This window comes from Paeniglutamicibacter kerguelensis (assembly GCF_017876535.1).
Taxonomy (GTDB): domain Bacteria; phylum Actinomycetota; class Actinomycetes; order Actinomycetales; family Micrococcaceae; genus Paeniglutamicibacter; species Paeniglutamicibacter kerguelensis.
The window spans coordinates 346,022-364,452 of the sequence record NZ_JAGIOF010000004.1; the positions used below are offsets into that span (position 1 = coordinate 346,022).

The 18,431-nt window shown below is 65.9% G+C and carries 18 protein-coding genes and 2 riboswitches; of the genes, 8 read left to right on the top strand and 10 right to left on the bottom strand.

The window, feature by feature from the left end:
* Nucleotides 1–15: 15 nt before the first annotated feature.
* Nucleotides 16–117: riboswitch (SAM riboswitch) on the top strand.
* From acs to JOF47_RS20920, 3 genes are all read left to right on the top strand, one after another.
* The gene (acs, locus tag JOF47_RS20910; protein WP_210002542.1) at nt 111–2,099 is read left to right on the top strand and encodes an acetate--CoA ligase; all 1,989 of its coding nucleotides are present in this window, start codon (nt 111–113) and stop codon (nt 2,097–2,099) included. (Overlaps the previous riboswitch by 7 nt.)
* Nucleotides 2,100–2,226: 127 nt before the next feature.
* The gene (locus tag JOF47_RS20915; RefSeq protein ID WP_210002544.1) at nt 2,227–2,970 is read left to right on the top strand and encodes an SDR family NAD(P)-dependent oxidoreductase; all 744 of its coding nucleotides are present in this window, start codon (nt 2,227–2,229) and stop codon (nt 2,968–2,970) included.
* 4 nt (nt 2,971–2,974) lie between these two features.
* Nucleotides 2,975–3,448, top strand: a complete 474-nt coding sequence (locus tag JOF47_RS20920) for a MarR family winged helix-turn-helix transcriptional regulator (protein WP_210002547.1) — start codon at nt 2,975–2,977, stop codon at nt 3,446–3,448.
* Here the strand turns inward: JOF47_RS20920 and JOF47_RS20925 are convergent.
* Together JOF47_RS20925 and JOF47_RS20930 are read right to left on the bottom strand one after the other, a co-directional pair.
* Nucleotides 3,445–4,092 carry a class I SAM-dependent methyltransferase gene (locus JOF47_RS20925; RefSeq protein WP_210002549.1) on the bottom strand — a complete coding sequence of 216 codons (648 nt, stop codon included), beginning with the start codon at nt 4,090–4,092 and terminating at the stop codon, nt 3,445–3,447. The genes JOF47_RS20920 and JOF47_RS20925 overlap by 4 nt on opposite strands.
* Nucleotides 4,093–4,125: 33 nt before the next feature.
* Nucleotides 4,126–4,677, bottom strand: coding sequence for a histidine phosphatase family protein (locus tag JOF47_RS20930; protein ID WP_210002550.1), 552 nt, complete (start codon nt 4,675–4,677; stop codon nt 4,126–4,128).
* Between the two features lie 130 nt (nt 4,678–4,807).
* Nucleotides 4,808–4,903, top strand: a riboswitch (SAM riboswitch).
* Nucleotides 4,904–5,074: 171 nt separating this feature from the next.
* Between JOF47_RS20930 and JOF47_RS20935 the strand changes: the two genes are divergently transcribed.
* Nucleotides 5,075–6,448, top strand: coding sequence for an O-acetylhomoserine aminocarboxypropyltransferase/cysteine synthase family protein (locus JOF47_RS20935; protein ID WP_210002553.1), 1,374 nt, complete (start codon nt 5,075–5,077; stop codon nt 6,446–6,448).
* Nucleotides 6,448–6,945, top strand: coding sequence for a CoA-binding protein (locus JOF47_RS20940; protein WP_210002554.1), 498 nt, complete (start codon nt 6,448–6,450; stop codon nt 6,943–6,945). Before JOF47_RS20935 ends, JOF47_RS20940 begins: the two co-directional genes overlap by 1 nt.
* Nucleotides 6,946–7,001: 56 nt before the next feature.
* Here JOF47_RS20940 and JOF47_RS20945 read toward each other — a convergent pair whose 3' ends face one another.
* Nucleotides 7,002–7,625, bottom strand: a complete 624-nt coding sequence (locus JOF47_RS20945; RefSeq protein WP_210002556.1) for an ArsR/SmtB family transcription factor — start codon at nt 7,623–7,625, stop codon at nt 7,002–7,004.
* An 80-nt stretch (nt 7,626–7,705) separates the two neighbouring features.
* Here JOF47_RS20945 and JOF47_RS20950 point away from each other — a divergent pair, with 80 nt between their 5' ends.
* On the top strand, nt 7,706–9,040 hold the full coding sequence (locus JOF47_RS20950) for an MFS transporter (RefSeq protein WP_210002558.1): 1,335 nt from the start codon (nt 7,706–7,708) through the stop codon (nt 9,038–9,040).
* 19 nt (nt 9,041–9,059) lie between these two features.
* On the opposite strand, the gene JOF47_RS20955 is transcribed toward JOF47_RS20950, so the two are convergent.
* Together JOF47_RS20955 and JOF47_RS20960 are read right to left on the bottom strand one after the other, a co-directional pair.
* Nucleotides 9,060–9,449, bottom strand: coding sequence for a hypothetical protein (locus tag JOF47_RS20955; protein ID WP_210002560.1), 390 nt, complete (start codon nt 9,447–9,449; stop codon nt 9,060–9,062).
* A 189-nt stretch (nt 9,450–9,638) separates the two neighbouring features.
* Nucleotides 9,639–10,418 carry a carbon-nitrogen hydrolase family protein gene (locus tag JOF47_RS20960; RefSeq protein ID WP_210002562.1) on the bottom strand — a complete coding sequence of 260 codons (780 nt, stop codon included), beginning with the start codon at nt 10,416–10,418 and terminating at the stop codon, nt 9,639–9,641.
* 99 nt (nt 10,419–10,517) lie between these two features.
* Here JOF47_RS20960 and JOF47_RS20965 point away from each other — a divergent pair, with 99 nt between their 5' ends.
* The gene (locus tag JOF47_RS20965; protein WP_210002563.1) at nt 10,518–12,176 is read left to right on the top strand and encodes a DHA2 family efflux MFS transporter permease subunit; all 1,659 of its coding nucleotides are present in this window, start codon (nt 10,518–10,520) and stop codon (nt 12,174–12,176) included.
* Here the strand turns inward: JOF47_RS20965 and JOF47_RS20970 are convergent.
* From JOF47_RS20970 to JOF47_RS20985, 4 genes are all read right to left on the bottom strand, one after another.
* Nucleotides 12,173–13,792, bottom strand: a complete 1,620-nt coding sequence (locus JOF47_RS20970; protein ID WP_210002565.1) for a tetratricopeptide repeat protein — start codon at nt 13,790–13,792, stop codon at nt 12,173–12,175. The two genes, JOF47_RS20965 and JOF47_RS20970, sit on opposite strands and share 4 nt — an antisense overlap.
* A 14-nt stretch (nt 13,793–13,806) precedes the next feature.
* On the bottom strand, nt 13,807–15,099 hold the full coding sequence (locus JOF47_RS20975) for an AAA family ATPase (protein ID WP_210002567.1): 1,293 nt from the start codon (nt 15,097–15,099) through the stop codon (nt 13,807–13,809).
* Nucleotides 15,100–15,146: 47 nt separating this feature from the next.
* Nucleotides 15,147–16,436, bottom strand: coding sequence for an adenylosuccinate synthase (locus tag JOF47_RS20980; RefSeq protein ID WP_210002569.1), 1,290 nt, complete (start codon nt 16,434–16,436; stop codon nt 15,147–15,149).
* A gap of 178 nt (nt 16,437–16,614) precedes the next feature.
* Complete coding sequence (locus JOF47_RS20985; protein ID WP_210002571.1) at nt 16,615–17,013, bottom strand: hypothetical protein; 399 nt, start codon at nt 17,011–17,013, stop codon at nt 16,615–16,617.
* Nucleotides 17,014–17,155: 142 nt separating this feature from the next.
* Between JOF47_RS20985 and JOF47_RS20990 the strand changes: the two genes are divergently transcribed.
* Nucleotides 17,156–17,731 carry a TetR family transcriptional regulator gene (locus JOF47_RS20990; RefSeq protein WP_210002572.1) on the top strand — a complete coding sequence of 192 codons (576 nt, stop codon included), beginning with the start codon at nt 17,156–17,158 and terminating at the stop codon, nt 17,729–17,731.
* On the opposite strand, the gene JOF47_RS20995 is transcribed toward JOF47_RS20990, so the two are convergent.
* Nucleotides 17,728–18,354 carry a thymidine kinase gene (locus tag JOF47_RS20995; protein ID WP_210002574.1) on the bottom strand — a complete coding sequence of 209 codons (627 nt, stop codon included), beginning with the start codon at nt 18,352–18,354 and terminating at the stop codon, nt 17,728–17,730. The genes JOF47_RS20990 and JOF47_RS20995 overlap by 4 nt on opposite strands.
* Between the last annotated feature and the right edge of the window lie 77 nt (nt 18,355–18,431).

Sequence of the window (18,431 nt, forward strand, 5' to 3'; positions counted from 1 at the left end):
CTGCAAGAAACCATCCACCCATTACGAGCGGCCGAGAGACCTGGCTCTGTGACGCCGCAGCAACCACCCCGCGGGGACCGGTGCTACAGCCAGAATCAGTGGAGAAGAAAATGACTGTAACGCTTTCCCCCGCAACCCCCGGCCTGCTCAATCCCGATCTGCTCAACGAAAACGAGTGGACCGAGGACGAGCGCCTGGCCTTCTGGGACACCGCAGCCCGGCGCCTGAACTGGGCCGAGGAATGGCACACCATCCACAGCAACACCGGTGTTGACCGGGACGCCCGGCGCGGCCCCAAACTCCGGTGGTTCGACGGCGGCAAGCTCAACGCGGCCTACAACTGCGTGGACCGCCACGTCGAGGCCGGGCGAGGGGACAAGGTTGCCCTGCATTTCGAGGGCGAGCCGGGCGACACCGCGACGATCACCTACAAGGACCTGCAGGACCGGGTCTCGCAGGCGGCCAACGCCCTGGTTGCGCTGGGCATCGGCAAGGGCGACCGCGTGGTCATCTACCTGCCGGTCCTCGTCGAGACCGTCGTCATCACCCTGGCCTGCGCCCGCATCGGCGCCGTGCACTCGCTGGTCTTCGGCGGTTTCTCCTCCGAGGCGTTGCGGTTCCGGGTTGAGGACACCGGCGCCAAGCTGCTGGTCACCACCGACGGGCAGTTCCGCCGCGGCAAGGCGGTGCCCGTGAAGGGCAATGCAGACGCCGCGGTGTCCGGGGTGGACAGCATCGAGCACGTGCTGGTGCTGCGCCGCACCGGGTCCGGGATCGCCTGGACGGAGGGTCGGGACGTGTGGTGGCACGAGACCGTCGACACGGCGAGCACCGAGCACTCCCCCGAGGCCTTCGACGCGGAAACCCCGCTGTTCATCATGTACACCTCCGGCACCACCGGACAGCCCAAGGGCCTGGTCCACACCACCGGGGGCTACCTGACCCAGGCGTCCTGGAGCCACGAGTTCCTCTTCTCCCACCCGGACCCGGCGCAGCGCGACGCCGACGTCCACTGGTGCACCGCCGACCTGGCCTGGGTCACCGCGCACACCTATGAGATCTACGGGCCGCTGTCCAACGGCGCCACCCAGGTAATCTACGAGGGTGTCCCCAACGCACCGCATCCCGGGCGTCATTTCGAGATCATCGAGCGCTACGGGGTCACCAGCTACTACACGGCGCCCACGCTGGTGCGCTCGCTGATGGGCTGGTTCCCGGACGGCGTCCCGGCAGACTACGACCTCTCCTCCATCCGCTTGGCCGGAACCGTCGGCGAGGCCGTGAACCCGGAGGCCTGGCGCTGGCTGCGCAGCCAGGTCGGCCGCGACACCCCCGCCGGCATCCCGATGGTCGACACCTGGTGGCAGTCGGAAACCGGCTCGACGATCCTTTCCCCGCGCCAGGACGACACTGCGTTCAAGCCCGGTTGCGGCACCCGCGCGCTGCCCGGGGTTTCGGTCGACATCGTCGACGACGAGGCGCGGCGCGTGGAAAAGAACGTGCAGGGCTTCATCGTGCTGACCAAGACCGGCCCGTCGATGGCCCGCACCGTGTGGGGCAACCCGGAGCGCTACTACACTTCCTACTGGGAAAAGTACGCCGAGCAGGGCTGGTTCCTGGCCGGGGACGGCGCACGCTTCGACGACGACGGGGACATCTGGATCCTGGGGCGCACCGACGACGTGATCAACATTTCCGGGCACCGGCTTTCCACCATCGAGATCGAGTCCGCGCTTGTCACCCACCCGGCCGTGGTGGAGGCGGGGGTGTGCCCCACGGTCGACGCGAAAACCGGGCACGCGGCCACCGCCTTCGTGGTGCCCTTCGACAAGAGCATCGTGGGAACCTCGTTGCCCTACGAGGCGCTGGCCCGGCAGCAGGCCCTGCTTGCCGAGCTCCGCCACCACGTCGCCGTGCAGATCAGCCCGATCGCCAAGCCGCGCGACATCGTCTTTGTGCCCGATGTGCCCAAGACCCGCTCGGGCAAGATCATGCGCCGCCTGCTCACCCAGCTCTTCGAGGGAAGCGCGCTGGGTGACACCACCAGCCTGCAAAACGAACCGTGCATCGCGCAGATCAAGGAAATCTGCGAGGCCTAGCGCGCGGGGTTGGCTGGGACAAGGTTGGCTGGGACCGCAGGGAATCCAGCCAACCTTTCTCCTGCCGGGCAGCCCATAGGCATATACTGTCCTTACGACAGTATAGTGAGCACAAGGAGAACTGCCCATGCTTTTTGAAGACCAAGTTGCCCTGGTGACGGCGGCAGGTGCCGGAATCGGCAGGGCTATCGCCCTGCGCCTCGCGGCAGACGGTGCCGCTATCATCGTCTCGGACGTCAACGACGAGGCCGGCGCGGAAACCGTTGCGCTCATCGAGGCCGCAGGCGGACGCGCGGCGTACAAACATGCCAACGTCGCCGACGTGTCCGAGGTCGGATCCCTTGTCCCCTTCGCCCTGGAATCGTTCGGCCGGCTGGACCTGGCCGTCAACAATGCGGGCGTCGGGGCTATGCCCAAGCCGGTCCAGGACGTCGCCGTGGCCGAATGGGATCGCGTCATTAACGTGACACTGCGCGGCACCTTTCTGGCCTTGCAGTCCCAGGTTGCGCATTTCACCGCCCAGGGCAGCGGGTCGATCGTGAACATCGCCTCGCTGGCCGGGATCAGCGCCACCCCGCAGCTCACACCCTACGGCGCCGCCAAGCACGGGGTCGTTTCACTGACCCGTAGCGTTGCCAAGGAAAACGCCGCCCTGGGCATCCGTGTCAACGCCGTCGCTCCAGGCGCGATCGAAACCGCCGCTCTGGCCTCGCTCCCGGACGAAGCCAAGGCGGGTTACGCCGCAGAGATCCCGTTGAAGCGTCTGGGCCAGCCCGAGGAAATAGCCAACGCGACCGCATTCTTGCTTTCGGACCAGGCAAGTTTCATCACCGGTGTCGTATTGCCTGTCGATGGCGGGACCGAGGCCTAGGTCCATGGAAAACGCCTCAGAAAATTCCGCGCTCATCAACATGCTGCAAAGCATCATGTCCCAGTGGACATCTCCCGATTTCATGACGGCCGTCGCCGCCCGGGAGGGTATCCGCCTGGATCCCGCCTCGCTTGTCGCCGTGACCATCCTAGGTTCCCACGGGCCGCAGCGCCCATCTGTGCTGGCCACCCGCATGGTCACCGGGGCGTCAAATATCTCCAAGATCGCCGGGCGCCTGCAGGATGCTGGTCTGGTGGAAAAACTGGCGGATCCCAAGGATTCCAGGGCGTCACGGATTGCCCTGACCGTTGCCGGCACGGAGATTGCCGCCGCGTTGGTGCGTTCGGGAAATTCCCTGGCTTCCGATTTGGTCGGCGAATGGTCGGCCGGGGATCGCGACGACCTACTGCGCCTGCTGACCCGTTTTGAGGTCGAGACGAAGCGCATGGCCGCGGAATTCAGGCAAGATCACTCCTAGCGCGAAATGGTCACATAGGCCATGGCACCTTCATGGCTCACGGAGACGTTGCCTACGTTTGCCTCAACCGCCAGATCGTAGAGGTCGACGGCCGTGCGGATGCCGGCGATGTCGCCGTGGGCCTTGAGCAGCTTCAGGTAGGCGTTGGACCGGGCCGAACCGCGGATGAGCGAGGCCAGATGCAGCGACCCGTGGTCCTGGAGCTGGCTGCCCAATCCGGAAATCACAGCTCCCACGTCCGGGACCAGGTGCAGCAGGCCCAAACCCAAAATGGTTTCGTAGCGCCGCCCGTCGACAGGGGAAAGCATGTCCCGGCACTCAAGGGTGATGCGCCCGGGCACCTCCCCGCCGGCGGCCCGGCGAATTGACTCGCGGGCCACCTCAAGCATCGGCGCGCTCAGGTCCACCAGCGTCGTGGAGCGCCGGCCGGCAACATGCAAAAGCGCCGTGGCCCTGGCCGTCCCCACCGCCACCTCGAGCAGCGGGCCATCGCCCGCACCGAGGGCCCGCGCGGCGAAGGCAGCGTATTGGTCGGGGCGGGTCCCCCAGAAGACCCTGTTGTAGGTCGGGGAACCAAGCATGGCGTCATAGGCCTTGGCCCGGCGTGCATAGAACCCGGGGTCCCCAAAGAAGGTTTCGCTCATCCCACCATCGTGCGGCCGGGCGTGGAGGTTGCGCTAGTGCGTGGGGGCGGCGGCATGGCGCCGCAGCAAGGCGGTGTCGACCTCGAGCATCTGCCCGTTGCGCATGATGGGTGTCTTGCGTCCCGGAACCAGTGCGTCGAGGGTCAGCCTGATCAGGGTTCCATGGGCCACCACGACGATGCGCTTGCCCTCGTGACGCTCCAGCAGCTCGCAGAGTGCCCGGATGCCGCGTGCGGCCACGGCTTCCTCGGGCTCGGCCGAGCGCAGCAAGATGTCGATTTCCTCGCGCGGCAGGTCGTAGACCACGCGGCCCTCGGCGTTTCCGTAGTGGCGCTCCCGGAGCCCGTCCATTTTTTCGGTCAGGGCCAGGCCCAGGTTTTGCCCGATGAGTTCCGCGGTTTCAACTGCGCGGCCAAGCGTCGACGACGCAAGGACATCCCAACACGAGCCGTCCAATTCCTGGCCGGCAGCATGGGCCTGTTCGCGCCCCGCATCGTTCAACGGAATGTCCGTTTGGCCCTGAAGACGGCCTTCGGCATTCCAGGCTGTTTCCCCGTGACGGACCAAAACCAACGTTGCACTCATGCCCACAAGCCTAGCCCGGCAAAATCCCGGCCATGGAGGCGGTGCAGATTCTTCGATTTTCGTCTCAACATACGCAACCTAAGCTCACATTCTTTGGCTGTCGGGCGATTTCTTGCCACAATGGAGCAAAACCCCATCCCGAGCGGCCGAGAGATCTGGTTCCATGACGCCGCAGCAACCTTCCACACTCCGGTGGACAAGGTGCTACCGCCAGAAACGATGGAGAGCGCGTAAGCAATCTTCGGTGCTGAACCCCTGAGGGGACCCCATGCGGGCCCCGTCCCGGGGCGCCCAGCGCCGCATTGACCCGGGAGAAGCACCACCCCAAGCCCCACAGGCGGGGGCCGTCCGCACCCCGGATGGCCGTTGCCACATACGCAAGGAGTCAGCCACCCTCATGGCCGAACATCAATTTGGATTCCGCACGCGCGCACTGCATGCCGGCGGCACCCCGGATGCCGAGCACGGTTCCCGTGCCGTGCCGATCTACCAGACCACGTCATTTGTCTTCAAGGACTCCGACGATGCCGCGAACCTCTTTGCCCTGCAGAAGTACGGCAACATCTACTCGCGCATCGGCAACCCGACCGTTGCGGCCTTCGAGGAACGCATCGCCTCGCTCGAGGGCGGCATCGGCGCCGTCGCCACCGGCTCCGGCATGGCAGCCGAGTTCATCACCTTCGCGGCTCTGGCCGGCGCGGGCGACCACATTGTTGCGTCCTCCAAGCTCTACGGCGGAACCATCACCCAGCTCGACGTGACCCTGCGCCGCTTCGGTGTCGAGACGACGTTCGTCGACTCCACCGATCCGGCCGAATTCGCCGCGGCCATCCGCGAGAACACCAAGGCCGTCTACACCGAGGTCGTGGCCAACCCCTCGGGCGACATCGCCGACCTCAAGGGCCTGGCCGAGGTCGCCCACGCCGCCGGCCTGCCGCTGGTCGTGGACTCCACGCTGACTCCCCCGTACCTGCTGCGCCCCATCGAGCACGGCGCCGACATCGTGATCCACTCGGCCACCAAGTTCCTCGGCGGGCACGGCACCACCCTCGGCGGCGTCGTCGTGGAAGCCGGCACCTTCAACTGGGGCAACGGCAGGTTCCCGTCGATGACCGAACCCGTCGCGTCCTACGGCAACGTCTCCTGGTGGGACAACTTCGGCGAGTACGGCTTCCTGACCAAGCTGCGCAGCGAACAGTTGCGTGACATCGGACCGGCGCTTCCGGCGCAGTCCGCGTTCCAGCTCCTGCAGGGCGTCGAGACACTGCCGCAGCGCATGGATTCGCACCTTTCCAACGCCAAGGCCGTGGCCGAATGGCTGGAAAACGACCCGCGCATTTCCTACGTGAACTACGCCGGCCTGCCGTCCCACCCGCACCACGAGCGCGCCAAGGAACTGCTGCCGCTGGGTGTCGGCTCGGTCTTCAGCTTCGGCATCAACGGCGGCCGCGCCGCGGGCACTGCCTTCATCGAAGCGCTGCAGCTTGCCAGCCACCTGGCCAACATCGGCGATGTGCGCACCCTGGTGCTGCACCCGGCCTCCACCACCCACCAGCAGCTCACCGCTGACCAGCTGGTCGCGGCGGGTGTACCGGAGGACCTGATCCGTTTCTCCGTGGGACTCGAGGACCTCGAAGACATCCTCTGGGACCTGGACCAGGCCTTGACCGCCTCGCAGCAGGTGCTGAACGCACCGGCCGAGGAAGTCTACGACGGGGCCGCATGCTCCATCGAAGCAGCACGCGCCGCAGCCACGACGGGAGCCAAGTAATGACCGCCACCGATATCCGCACCTGGGTCGGCCCGAACGCCGCCGAACGCCTGGACATCCTGCGGAACACGAAGTCGATTGCGATCGTCGGAGCTTCCAACAAGCCCTCGCGCGCCTCCTACTTCGTCGCGACCTACCTGCTGTCGAGCTCCAAGTACAAGGTCTATTTCGTGAACCCGGTGCTCGACGAGATCCTGGGCCAGCCCGTCTACAAGTCGCTCGCCGACCTGCCGGAGACCCCGGACATGGTCGAGGTCTTCCGCAAGCACGACGACCTGCCCGGTGTGCTTGACGAGTCGATCGCCGTCGGCGCGAAGACCCTGTGGCTGCAGCTCGGTTCCTGGCACGAGGAAGTCGCGGCCAAGGCCGAGGCCAACGGCCTGGACGTGGTCATGGACCGCTGCGTGAAGATCGAGCACGCCCGCTTCCACGGCGGCCTGCGCCTGGCCGGATTCAACACCGGCGTCATTTCCTCCAAGCGCCAGCTTCTGGCCTAGGCCGTTTGGCTTTGCCCTCGGGTGTTCACCGTTTGTGGTGAACACCCGAGGGTTTTTTATGCCCCGGTAAGCCCCGGAAGATCCTCGCGGGCCATCATGGTGGTGAGGTGCCACAACCTGCGGTCGCTCCCATCGGCGGAGTTTCGCAGGCTTTCCCGCTTGATTTCTCCAACGACGTCCATGATCCGGTTCTCAAGGACCTTCACCTCATCGGCATTGAGCATCAGGTTTGAAAGGTCAAGTACTCCCCGCATATCCGGCTCACTCCCGGTTGCATACGCATTGCCCCAGTCCAAGACCGCTTGAAGTTGGCGCACCAGCTCCTGGCCCTGCTGCCCCACATACGACTTCAATACGAGGGCATCATCGGCCGCGCTGGGTGCCTCCGGGCTTCCAACGCTGAATCGCCCCCGCACCGCTCGCCAGACTCGATCTCGCCGGTCGCGCGCCAGCTCCGGAGCCTCTTCGACGATCCCTGCCGAGGCCAGCACCCGGAGGTGGAAACTCAGGGAATTGGCCGGGATATCCAGTCGTTCGGCCAAATCGGTGGCGCGTGCGGAGTCCATCGCCGAGAGCGTCGAGACAATGCGGCGGCGCAGCGGATTCGCCATGGCCTTAAGCATCGAGGAGGTCATGGTGATGGTTGTTTCTTCGGTGGAATTCCGTTCCTTTGGATCCATGCCACCAGTGTACCGATTCCACAAATTTAGTTGCGCAAATTCTATTGCGCAACTAAATTTGCGGGTCTAGCCTTGGATGCATGACCACCAAAACCAGCGCCAAGGCCGCAACCCCGGCACCCGCACTGTGGCGCAACCGGAACTACCTGCTCTGGCTCGGTTCAGACACCGGCTCGGCCCTCGGAATCGCCTTGCATTCCTTTGCGGTCCCCCTCATCGCCTTGATCGCAACCAATTCCCCGGTACAGGCCGGCATCATCGGCGCAGTTGGAATGCTCGGCCGAATGCTCGTCACGTTGCCCGGCGGCGTCTTGGCAGACCGGCACAACCGCCGACGGCTCATGATGATCGGCGGCATGGCCGGCACGGTTATCGGGCTCGGCCTGGTTGCCGCCGCGGCAACCGGATACCTGACCTTTTGGAGCTTGCTCGCCCTTCACCTGCTGATGTCCGTGCGCAACGGACTGTTCGGCTCGACGTCCGATGCGGCGCTCAAGGACCTGCTGCCGGAAACCCAGCTCGGTTCGGCTCTTGCCGCAAACCAGGGCCGCGACGCCGTGGTTTCCTTGGCCGGCGGCCCGCTCGGCGGCATCCTGCTCGCGGTCTCGCAAACCGTGGCCATGGCAGCCGTCGCAATGATTCACGCAGCAGCAACGCTGTTCGCCAAATTCATGGTCCTGCCGTCACACATCCGGGGAGAAGACGCAGTCGCAACGAAGCGGCAGGAACCTGCCGGGCGCACCGGATGGGTGCACGGCTTCTTCAAGGAGAGCGGCGAAGGCCTTAAGTGGTTATGGCGGCGGAAGGACCTGCGTGCGGTTCTCCTGGTTTCCATCATCATCAACCTTGGAACCAACGCCTCCATTACGTCGGTCATTTTCGCGCTGCAACAGCGCGGCGAATCGGCGGCAACCATCGGCCTGGTGTCGGCGTCGATCGGTGCCGGCATGCTCTTGGGCAGCATGGCCGCCCCAGCACTCATCAAGCGGGTTCCCAGCGGTGCACTCACCTGCGCCGGGCTGCTGCTGGCAATTGCGGCCCTCTGGATCTTGCCGTTCACAGAACAGGTTGTGGCACTTTGCGTGGTCCTGGCCGTTGCACTTTTTGGGGCACCGGCAATCAACGCCGGCATCGGCGGCTATTTCATGGCCGCCGTTCCCACCGAGCTTTTGGGCCGCGCCACCAGCGCCTCCTCCCTGATGAGCATGGCAGCGCTGCCGCTCGCGCCGCTGATCGCGGGATTCGGTTTCCCGCTCTGGGGCTGGACCGGGCTGCTGGCATTCTGCGCGGCCATCGCCACGCTGGCGGGGATCATCGCACTGGCAAACAAGCCGCTGCGCACGCTCCCCGGCCCCGAGGGGTGGGCAGCGCGCGCAGCGGCTTACGTGTATCCGGGGGAATCCCAGTCAAGCTAATCGAAGCGAACGGCCAGGCCTACCACTCGGGCATTTCGTCGTCATCGTCGGCTTCGGAGACCCCGAGGTCGGGCTGCTGGTTATCATCGAACTGGGCCCAGGCTTCGGTGAATTCCAGGATGTCTTCCAGGGCTTCTTCCTGGTCGCCGTCCAAGAGCTCCAAGGCGTCTCGCGAGTCCAGGATGCTGGCGATCGCGGTGGCGGGGTGCTCCTCGAAGTAATCCACCGGGGAAAAATCAGCGTTGAAAGTCAGCGTCTTGCTCTGGCCGTACAGGTCGATGAAAGCCTCGACTGCGGCCGGAACCCGGGCAAGATCCAACCCGGTTAGCGAATCGTTGTAGGCACGGCTGGTCGCCTCGGCCCACTCCTCGACGATCTCTTCAGTCATTTGTGTTTCGGAATTACTCACGCTTTTTACCTTGCCTGTTTGACGACTCTTCGCGCAACAATAATAGTGTGAACGGCACAAACCGTACATGTCCCATGGGTGTGAATTTGGACCGCCCACGCGCCGGCAAAAACCACCGCTGCGGCAAGAAAAACGGGAAGGGGCCGGCCACTTCGGGTCACCCCGAACGGCCGGCGCCGCTGCCCTGGCCTACAGGCGGCGGTTGGCCAGCACCGGCAGGAACTCACGCACCTCGTCGATGCGGCGGCGCGTGACCTCGGTTGTCACTAATCCCTCGGCGTCATCGTCCAGGAAAACCACGGGCACGCCCATCGGATCCAGGATCGCAGAGTGCCCGATCGTGTGGCTTGAGCTGGTTCCCGCGGCAGCGACCCAAACGGTGTTTTCGATGGCACGGGCCTTGAGCAGGGTTTCCCAGTGCTCTACCTTGTGGTCGCCCTTGAACCACGCGGCCGCCACCAGCAGGACGTCGGCCCCGTTGACGGCCAGTCGGCGGGACAACTCGGGGAAGCGAAGGTCGTAGCAGGTCAGTACGCCGACCTTGAGTCCGCCGATCTCAAAGATCGGCAGCGCTTCCACCGCGCCGGCGGTGATGGCGGTGGATTCCTGGTAGGAGAAGGCATCGTAAAGATGGATCTTGCGATAGGTGCCAAGGATCCTGCCGTCCTCGGCAACGGCGGCGAGGGTGTTGTAGGGGCGCGCATCGCCGCTTTCCTCGTACCCTCCGGCCACAATGGCAATCTTGTGCTCGGCGGCGATGAAGGAAAGCTGCTGCACAAACGCGGCCCAGTGCCCGGCAACGGCCTCGCCCAGGGCGCCTTCCACCTTGGACACGGCAAGCATTGCTTCCTCGGGGAAAAGCACCAAGCTTGCCCCCTCGTCCTTGGCCCGCGCGGCGAGCCGCGCCATGATCCCCAAATTCTCGGTGATCGACCCCGTGGGAGCAAACTGTCCGACACTGACCTTCATGACGATTCCCTTCATTGCCAACGTTCCGAAAACCAGCCTAGCGACTATCGTCCCTTTGGTGGATTCCCGATCCGCCTTGTCAGCCGTACCGTATGGAATATGACGATAAAACGGGAGAACAAGTGGTTGGCCCTGGTCGTTTTGGCCGGCGCGTTGGCAATGATCGTGCTCGACGGCACGATCGTCGGGGTTTCGCTGCCCAGCATGATCCAGGACCTCAACATGGACCTGGCCTCCGCCCAATGGGTGAACTCGCTCTACTCGGTGGTGCTTGCCGCGCTGCTGATGACGGCGGGGCGCCTTGGCGACAGGGTCGGACGGCGCAGGCTCCTGGCCATCGGCGTGGCCATCTTCGTGGTCGGCAGCCTCTGCGCGGCCCTTGCCACCGACGCGACGACGCTCATCGCCGCCCGCGCCCTGCAGGGTGTCGGCGGGGCCGCGGTCCTGCCCGCGACGCTGTCCAGCGTCAATTCCCTCTTCCGGGGCAAGGAACGTGCCGCCGCATTCGGAGTGTGGGGGGCCGTCATGTCCGGAGCCGCGGCCCTGGGCCCGCTGTTGGGCGGCGCATTCACCACCTACCTGGACTGGCGCTGGATCTTCTGGGTCAACCTGCCTCTGGGCCTGTTGGTTCTCGTCGGGATCCGGCGGTTTGTCCCCGAAACCACCACCGAACACCGGGAGAACGGGACGGACATCGTCGGCATCCTGCTCAGCGCGCTCGGGTTCGGCCTGCTGGTCTTTGTCCTGATCGAGGGACCCAGCTGGGGTTGGCTCACCCCGCGGACCGCAGTCGACCTGGGGCCGCTGATGTGGGGCGCGGACGCCCCCGTTTCGCTGATACCGATCCTCGGGGCGATCGCCGTGGGTGCGCTGGTTGCCTTCATCCGGTGGGAGTTGCGGCGCGCCCGGCAGCTCAAGAGCACCCTGCTGGACGTTTCACTCTTCTCCCACGCGACGTTCTCCTGGGGCAACGCCACCGCCACGATGGTGGCCATGGGCGAGTTCGGGCTGCTTCTGGTGCTGCCGCTGTACTTGATCAACGTCCTGGCCGCCGATGCCATGGGCGCCGGTCTCATCCTGGCGGCCATGGCGGCCGGCGCCTTCCTGTCCGGGGCCATGGCGAGGCACCTGGCCGCATCCATGGGAGCGGACCGGGTGGTGGTCCTGGGGCTGGGTCTGGAGGTCGCGGGCGTTGCGGCCCTGGCCTGGGTCATCGGTGCCGGCGCCCCGTTGCTCCCGCTGGTCCTGCTTCTGGTGCTCTACGGGTTGGGTTTGGGGCTGGCCTCGGCGCAGCTGACCAGCGCGGTCCTGCGCGACATCCCCCCGGAGGCCTCCGGGCAGGGGTCGGCAACGCAAAGCACCCTGCGCCAGCTCGGATCCGGGTTGGGCACGGCCATCGCCGGCAGCGTGTTGGCGGTGGTGACCACCCGCGCGGCAACCACGTCCCTGGCTGCCCTGGGCCTTCCGGGCCTCGACGCGGCGGCTTGGGCCCAGCGACTGAGCGACTCGGCGGGCGGCCTCATTCCGCAGGTTCTGCACGGCAACGCCGGGGCGGCCTTCGGAGAGCACGCGGCGCAGGTCGCCGGGGTTATGGGCGATGCCTTCACCAGCGGCGTCCAGGCGGCCATGGTTGCCGCCGTGGTCTGCCTGGCCATCGGCTGGATCGGTTCGCTGCAAGTCAGCCGCGCAGCCCGGGCCGTCTCGATCCCGGATACAGCTCAGTCACTGACGCCGGAACCGGATGCCGAACGGGGCTAGTCCGACCCCGCCTCCTTGGAGAAATCCGGGATCTCCACCGGCGCAAAGCTCGGCACCTCAAAGGTGATGGACGGAGCCGGAATCGGGGTCGGCCGCAGGTAAGGCGAGTCGATCTGCGGTTGCTTTCCGTCTTTCGTGGCGGGAGTCCCGGTTCCGTCGCCCGGTCCAATGCCCCCGGCGAACATGGAGGCACCCAGGGACAGGAACATCAGGGGCAGGAACAGGTGGTAGCCAATGTAGAAGACCGACTGCATCCGGCCGCCGATGCCGGCAAGCCCGGAACGCTTGGCGCTCGAGCGCAGCGTGCGGCCCTTCACCCACGGGTTTTCCCCGGGCCCCAGCCGCAGGACGAGGATCGCCAGCTGCGCGCCGACGGCCAGCAGCCATCCGGCGCCGATCAGGACGATCATGCCCGCAGCCGGCCCCATCCCGGGCAGCGTGAGCACCAAGGCAAGAATGCCCAGGCAGCCCATGCGGAACCGGGCCCAGTGGGCCTCGAGCAGCGCCCCGATCCGCCGGTGCCAATGCGCAATGAGTGCCGTGCGCGGCGCCCCGGCTTCCGGCGGTGCGCACGAGGCCTTGTCCAGCAGCGTTCCGCCGATGAAGCCCAGCACCGCTCCGCCCCCCACCAAGAGCAACCCCGGGCGTTGGTCCGGGGCCAGGATTCCCAGCACGGTTCCGGCCAGGCCCGTCGCCCCGGCGGCCGCGAGAAGCCGCAGGCCGGTGCGCGCGGAGGGGAACCTGTTGAAGATCTCTTCCACGTATCCGGCGGGCAGCGGCTTGGCGGCCCGCCGATACCGCAACCAGCCGGCCCCCGCCAGCAGGCCGAGCAGCAGCACCGCGGCAAGGATCCCGGGCAGCCCGCTCCCCCGTTCGACGACCAGCGCACCCAACATGCCATGCACCCAGGGCAGCCTGCCCAGCGGCCGTAGCCTTTCCAGGAAGAGTTGGGCAAAGTCCGCTTGGACCGTGTCATCGAGCGGGTTGACCGCGAGCATTCCACGCAGCAGCGTTCCGCGGTCGCCCACCACGGCGTCCGCGCCGTCGATGACGCCGGAGGCCAGCAGCAAGCCGTGGTCGTTGGGGGCGGTGTTCAGCCCGGCGCGAAGGTATTCCAGCGCCTTGGGGGTGTTCCCGCCCAGGTCGGCGATGAGCGCGGCCACCCGGAAATGGTCGGGGTCCTCCGGGTCGATCTCCAGCGCCCGGCCCATGGCCGCGGCAGCCTCGTCGAGTTCGGTGCGGTTTGTCGAGTTGCCGACCAGGAGCAGGCCGACCCAGAAATGTCCCTTGGCCAGGTTCGGTGCAGCCATGACCATGACCCTGGCCAGGGCCAGCGCCTTCTCACGCTGCCCCGCGTGGTGGGCGCACATGATCAGCAGGTCCAATGCCCCCAGGGAGTCGTGCTCCAGTTCCAGGGCCCGGCGCCCCGCGGCTTCGGCCGCTTCCTGCCGGTCGTTTGCGAGCAGCACCATGCCGTAAACCACCCAAAATCGGGGGTCCTCGCCGTGGTGTTCCAGCTGTCCGGCGACCAGGTCAAGGGCCTCCTCCAGCCGCTTCGAGGCTGCCAGCGCCTGGACCCGGGCCTGCAGAAGCTCGACATCAATGCGGTTGGACATGGAGGTCGGCGCCGTCAGAGCATCTTGCGCGAACGCAGGTAGCTGGCAAGCTCGTCGTAGCGCCCGTGGTCGTTGCTGAAACGCACCACGTTGCGCGCCGATTCGAGCCACGGCAGGGTCGAGGCCTTGACCTCGGCCAGCGCAAGTTCCATGTGCCCCATGTTCAGCGGGACGATCTCGTTGGCCGCGATGGATTCCATCATGGCCTTCTCCGCCGCCGTGACGCACAGGTGTTCCAGGTCCGCCCCGGAAAGGTTTTCGGTGCGGCGGGTCAGCGCCGGCAGGTCGATGCCAGCGATCGGCCGCTTTTTCAGGTGGTAGTGCAGGATCGCCGTGCGCGCCGCCGCGTCGGGCGGGGTGACAAGCACCGTGCGGTCCAGGCGTCCGGGGCGCAGCAGCGCCTCGTCCAGGTCCCAGGGGTGGTTGGTCGCGGCCAGGATGTAGAGCCCGTCGTTGTCCCCGGCCATCGAGTCCATTTCCAGCAGCAGCTGGTTGACCATCTGGCGCAGCCAGGAGGCGGATCCGGTGAGCGATCCGCGGCGCATGCCCAGTGCGTCGACCTCGTCGAGGAAGAGCACGGTGGGTGTTTCGGCGCGCGCGGAGTCAAAGACCGCCTTGAGGTTCTTTTCGGTTTGCCCGATGTAGGAGGAAAGCACGTCCGTCATGACCACGGACATGAACCGGGCACCAAGCTCGCCGGCAACCGCTCGGGCCAGGAAGGTCTTGCCGCAGCCCGGAGGCCCGTACAGCAACAGGCCGCCGCGCAGGGATTTCCCGAAGGCCTTGGCGATTTCGCTGTGGCGCATCGGCGCCAGGAACGATTCGTTCAGCCGCGCCTTGACGGCATCCAGCCCGCCGACATCGGCCAGCGTGATGACCGGCGCCTCGGGTTCGATCGGCGCAACCCCCGATTCCTCCTGGTCCATGCCGACGGCGAAGGGGGCGGGCAGTTGCTCGCCAAGTTCGCTGCTGGCCCTGTCCCAGTCAAAACCGCCGTCGGCCGGCACCCGATCCGGGGCCGGCGCGGCAGCCACCGCCTCGGGTGCCGCCGGGGGCACCCCCACGGGATCGGCAGCAACCGGGGCTACCGGGATCGCCGGGGCCGAGAGCCCGCTGACGATCTTCCCCAGCATGCCCAGTGCCGCCACGTTGGACGGCTCTTTCTGGATCACGGTGTTGACCTCGGCCAGCGCCTCGGGGTTGCGACCCGCGGCATGCAGCATTTCCGCCACGTGCAGACGCAGCGCGCTGTCGCCCGGAGACGCCGCAAGGGCGTGGCGCAGGCTGGTCAGAAGTTGTTCATTCATGCTCTTCATCCATTCCCGTGCCACGCCCTCGCGCGGGGGTTCGACTGTTAGTCGTTGATCAGATCGTGGCGGACGATGGTCTGCTCGCGATCCGGTCCAACGCCGATGGCTGAGAAGCGGGTCCCGCTCATGGCTTCAAGCGCCAGCACGTAGTTGCGTGCATTTTCCGGAAGGTCTTCCATGGTGCGTGCCGTGGAGATGTCCTCGGTCCAGCCGTCGAAGTACTCGAAGATCGGCTTGGCGTGGTGGAAGTCGGTCTGCGTCATCGGCATTTCGTCGTGGCGCACACCGTCGACCTCGTAGGCCACGCACACCGGGATCTTCTCGATGTTGGTGAGCACGTCGAGCTTGGTGACGAAGTAGTCGGTGAAGCCGTTCACGCGCGAGGCGTGGCGGGCCAGGACCGCGTCGTACCAGCCGCAGCGGCGCGGACGGCCGGTGTTGACACCGAATTCACCACCGGTCTTCTGCAGGTACATGCCCATCTCGTCAAAGAGCTCGGTCGGGAACGGGCCTGCGCCCACGCGGGTGGTGTAGGCCTTGATGATGCCCACGGAACGCGTGATGCGGGTCGGGCCGATGCCCGAGCCCACCGACGCGCCGCCGGCGGTCGGGTTCGACGAGGTGACGAACGGGTAGGTGCCGTGGTCGACGTCCAGGAACGTGGCCTGGCCGCCCTCCATGAGAACCACCTTGCCGGCGTCCAACGCATTGTTCAGTTCCAGCGTGGCGTCGATGACCATCGGGCGCAGGCGCTCGGCGAAGGACAGGAAGTACTCGACGATCTCGTCGACCTCGACGCCGCGGCGGTTGTAGACCTTGACCAGCAGCTGGTTCTTCTGGAGCAGCGACCCCTCGACCTTCTGGCGCAGGATGGACTCGTCGAAGACATCCTGCACGCGGATGCCCAGGCGTCCGATCTTGTCCATGTAGGCCGGGCCGATGCCGCGACCGGTGGTGCCGATGGCACGCTTGCCCAGGAAGCGTTCGGTGACCTTGTCCATGGTCTGGTGGTACGGGGCCACTAGGTGTGCATTTGCGGAAACACGCAGTTTCGAGGTGTCGGCCCCGCGGGCCTGCAGTCCCTCGATCTCCTCGAAGAGCGCCTCGAGGTTTACAACACAGCCGTTACCGATAATCGGGATGGCGTTTGGCGAAAGAATGCCGGCGGGCAGGAGCTTGAGCTCATACTTTTCACCGCCGACGACGACCGTATGGCCGGCGTTGTTGCCGCCGTTTGGCTTCACAACGTAGTCAACCTGGCCACCCAAAAGGTCTGTGGCCTTACCCTTGCCTTCGTCGCCCCACTGGGCTCCGACGATCACGATTGCTGGCATGGGATCCTCCCCCTTGCTCGATTCAGCGCGGCCGGCACATTATGCCGGGTCCCGGCGGTGCCGGGCGCAGAAATGCCCCTCGCTCTTCCACTGTCCACGCATGGATCAGGAAGAACAGTAAGGGGCTCTTACGTCACGAGTTTACCCGAAGAACGAACGTCGAGTGGATTTATGGCGCCTAGGAGTCGGTTTCCGGCTCGAGCGCCGCAGATAATGCGGCCTGGGCCAGCTGTTCCCATCGCTCCATCGAACTTTCGGGAACCGCCACCCAATCACGGAACGGCCGGCCCTGGCCCGAGGGGTCGAAAAGCGCCGCCCCGGGACACTCCATCCCCTGTGACATGGCTTTGCTGTCGCGGCCGACCTTGAACGCCATGCGGTCCTCCAGCAGACATGCAATGGCCTTGGACTCGAACTTCAAGGCGTCCTTGCCGAACATTTTTCCGGGCTTCACCCCTTCGCCGAGCAGCGTGCGGGAGATCCGCTGGTACTCTGCCATGGCCTCGGGTGTAGGAAATTGCATACTCATGACCCCATCAAACCCCCCTTTGGTCGTTTCGTCGAGGGATCGAGACATGGTCTTTTCCTCGACGGTGTTTTGCCCGGGGTTTCCCTACGCGTCACGTACGACGATGAGCGCCTTGCGTTTCTCCCGCAGCCACGAAATCGGCAGCAGGACGGAAACGAGTTATTTCCGGTGCCGCCCTAGACTGGATCCCATGGCCCTGACCCGTGAACAACTCATCGACACCGCCGTGGACGTGCTTTCCAGGTTCGGCCTGGCCGACCTCTCGATGCGCCGGCTCGCCCGGGAACTCGACGTGCAGGTCGGGGCCCTGTACTGGCACGTGAAATCCAAGCAGGAACTGCTGGTGGATGTGGCGGCGAAATTGCTCGGGTCCGTGCCGCGACCGGCGACCCCGGTTCCGGCAATGGCTCCGTTGGCCATCGCCTCGTTGCTGCAGCAATTGCGCACCGCGCTGATCACGGTTCCGGACTCGGCCGAGGTGATCCAGCTGGCACAGTCCATGCGTCCGGATGCGCTGGCCCCGCTGGGTTGGCTGCTGGAGTTCCTGCAGCTGGCCGGGATCCCCCGGGAGCAGGCGCTCTTCGCCAGGCACTTGCTGCTCAACCACCTGCTCGGATCCATTGCCGCGCATCAGGAATCCCAGGCGCTTGCCGGCACGCCGGAAGCCGAGGGAAACACTGCGGAGCTGGGCCTGGAGGCCTTCGAATACGGTGTCCGCGTGATCCTGCAGGGGTTGTCCCTCGAGCACGCGGCCGTCGGGGCCTAGTCCCCCAGCCGGCCCCCTGAGGCTTCCAGGTAGCAAGCCCCGCACAGCGATTCGTACCAGACGTCGTCCCCGTCGATCGCCACCTGGTCACCATCGAAGATGATCTTGTCGCCGACCCTGCGCGTGTTGAACACCGCCTTGCGCCCGCAACGGCAGATGGTCTTGAGTTCCTCGAGCGAGTGCGCGATTTCCAGCAGGCGCCGCGAGCCGGGGAACGCATGGGTTCGGAAGTCCGAGCGTATGCCGTAGGCAAGCACCGGGACGTTGTCGATGACGGCGATGCGGAACAGGTCGTCGACCTGGCTGGCCGTCAGGAACTGCGCTTCGTCGACCAGCAGGCAGGCCACCGGCGGGGCATCCACGTGCTGCAGGATCGCATCGGGGTCGTCCCCCGCGGCGTGGGAGGCGAAAAGCCCGCGCACGTCGGCCTCCGGCGGAATCAGGAAATCGACGTTCCTGTCCATGCCCAGTCGCGAAACGATGCCGGAATCACCCTTGGTGTCGATGCCCGGCTTGGCCAACAGCACGCGCTGGCCGCGCTCCTCGTAGTTGAACGCGGTCTGCAACAAGCCGGTCGACTTGCCCGAATTCATTGCACCATAGCGGAAATACAGCTTCGCCACATCGTTCCTTTCGTGTTGGGCATCGTGCACGATTCTATGCGCTGGCGCCCGGGCAGGGTTCCGGGCAACCGCCTGCA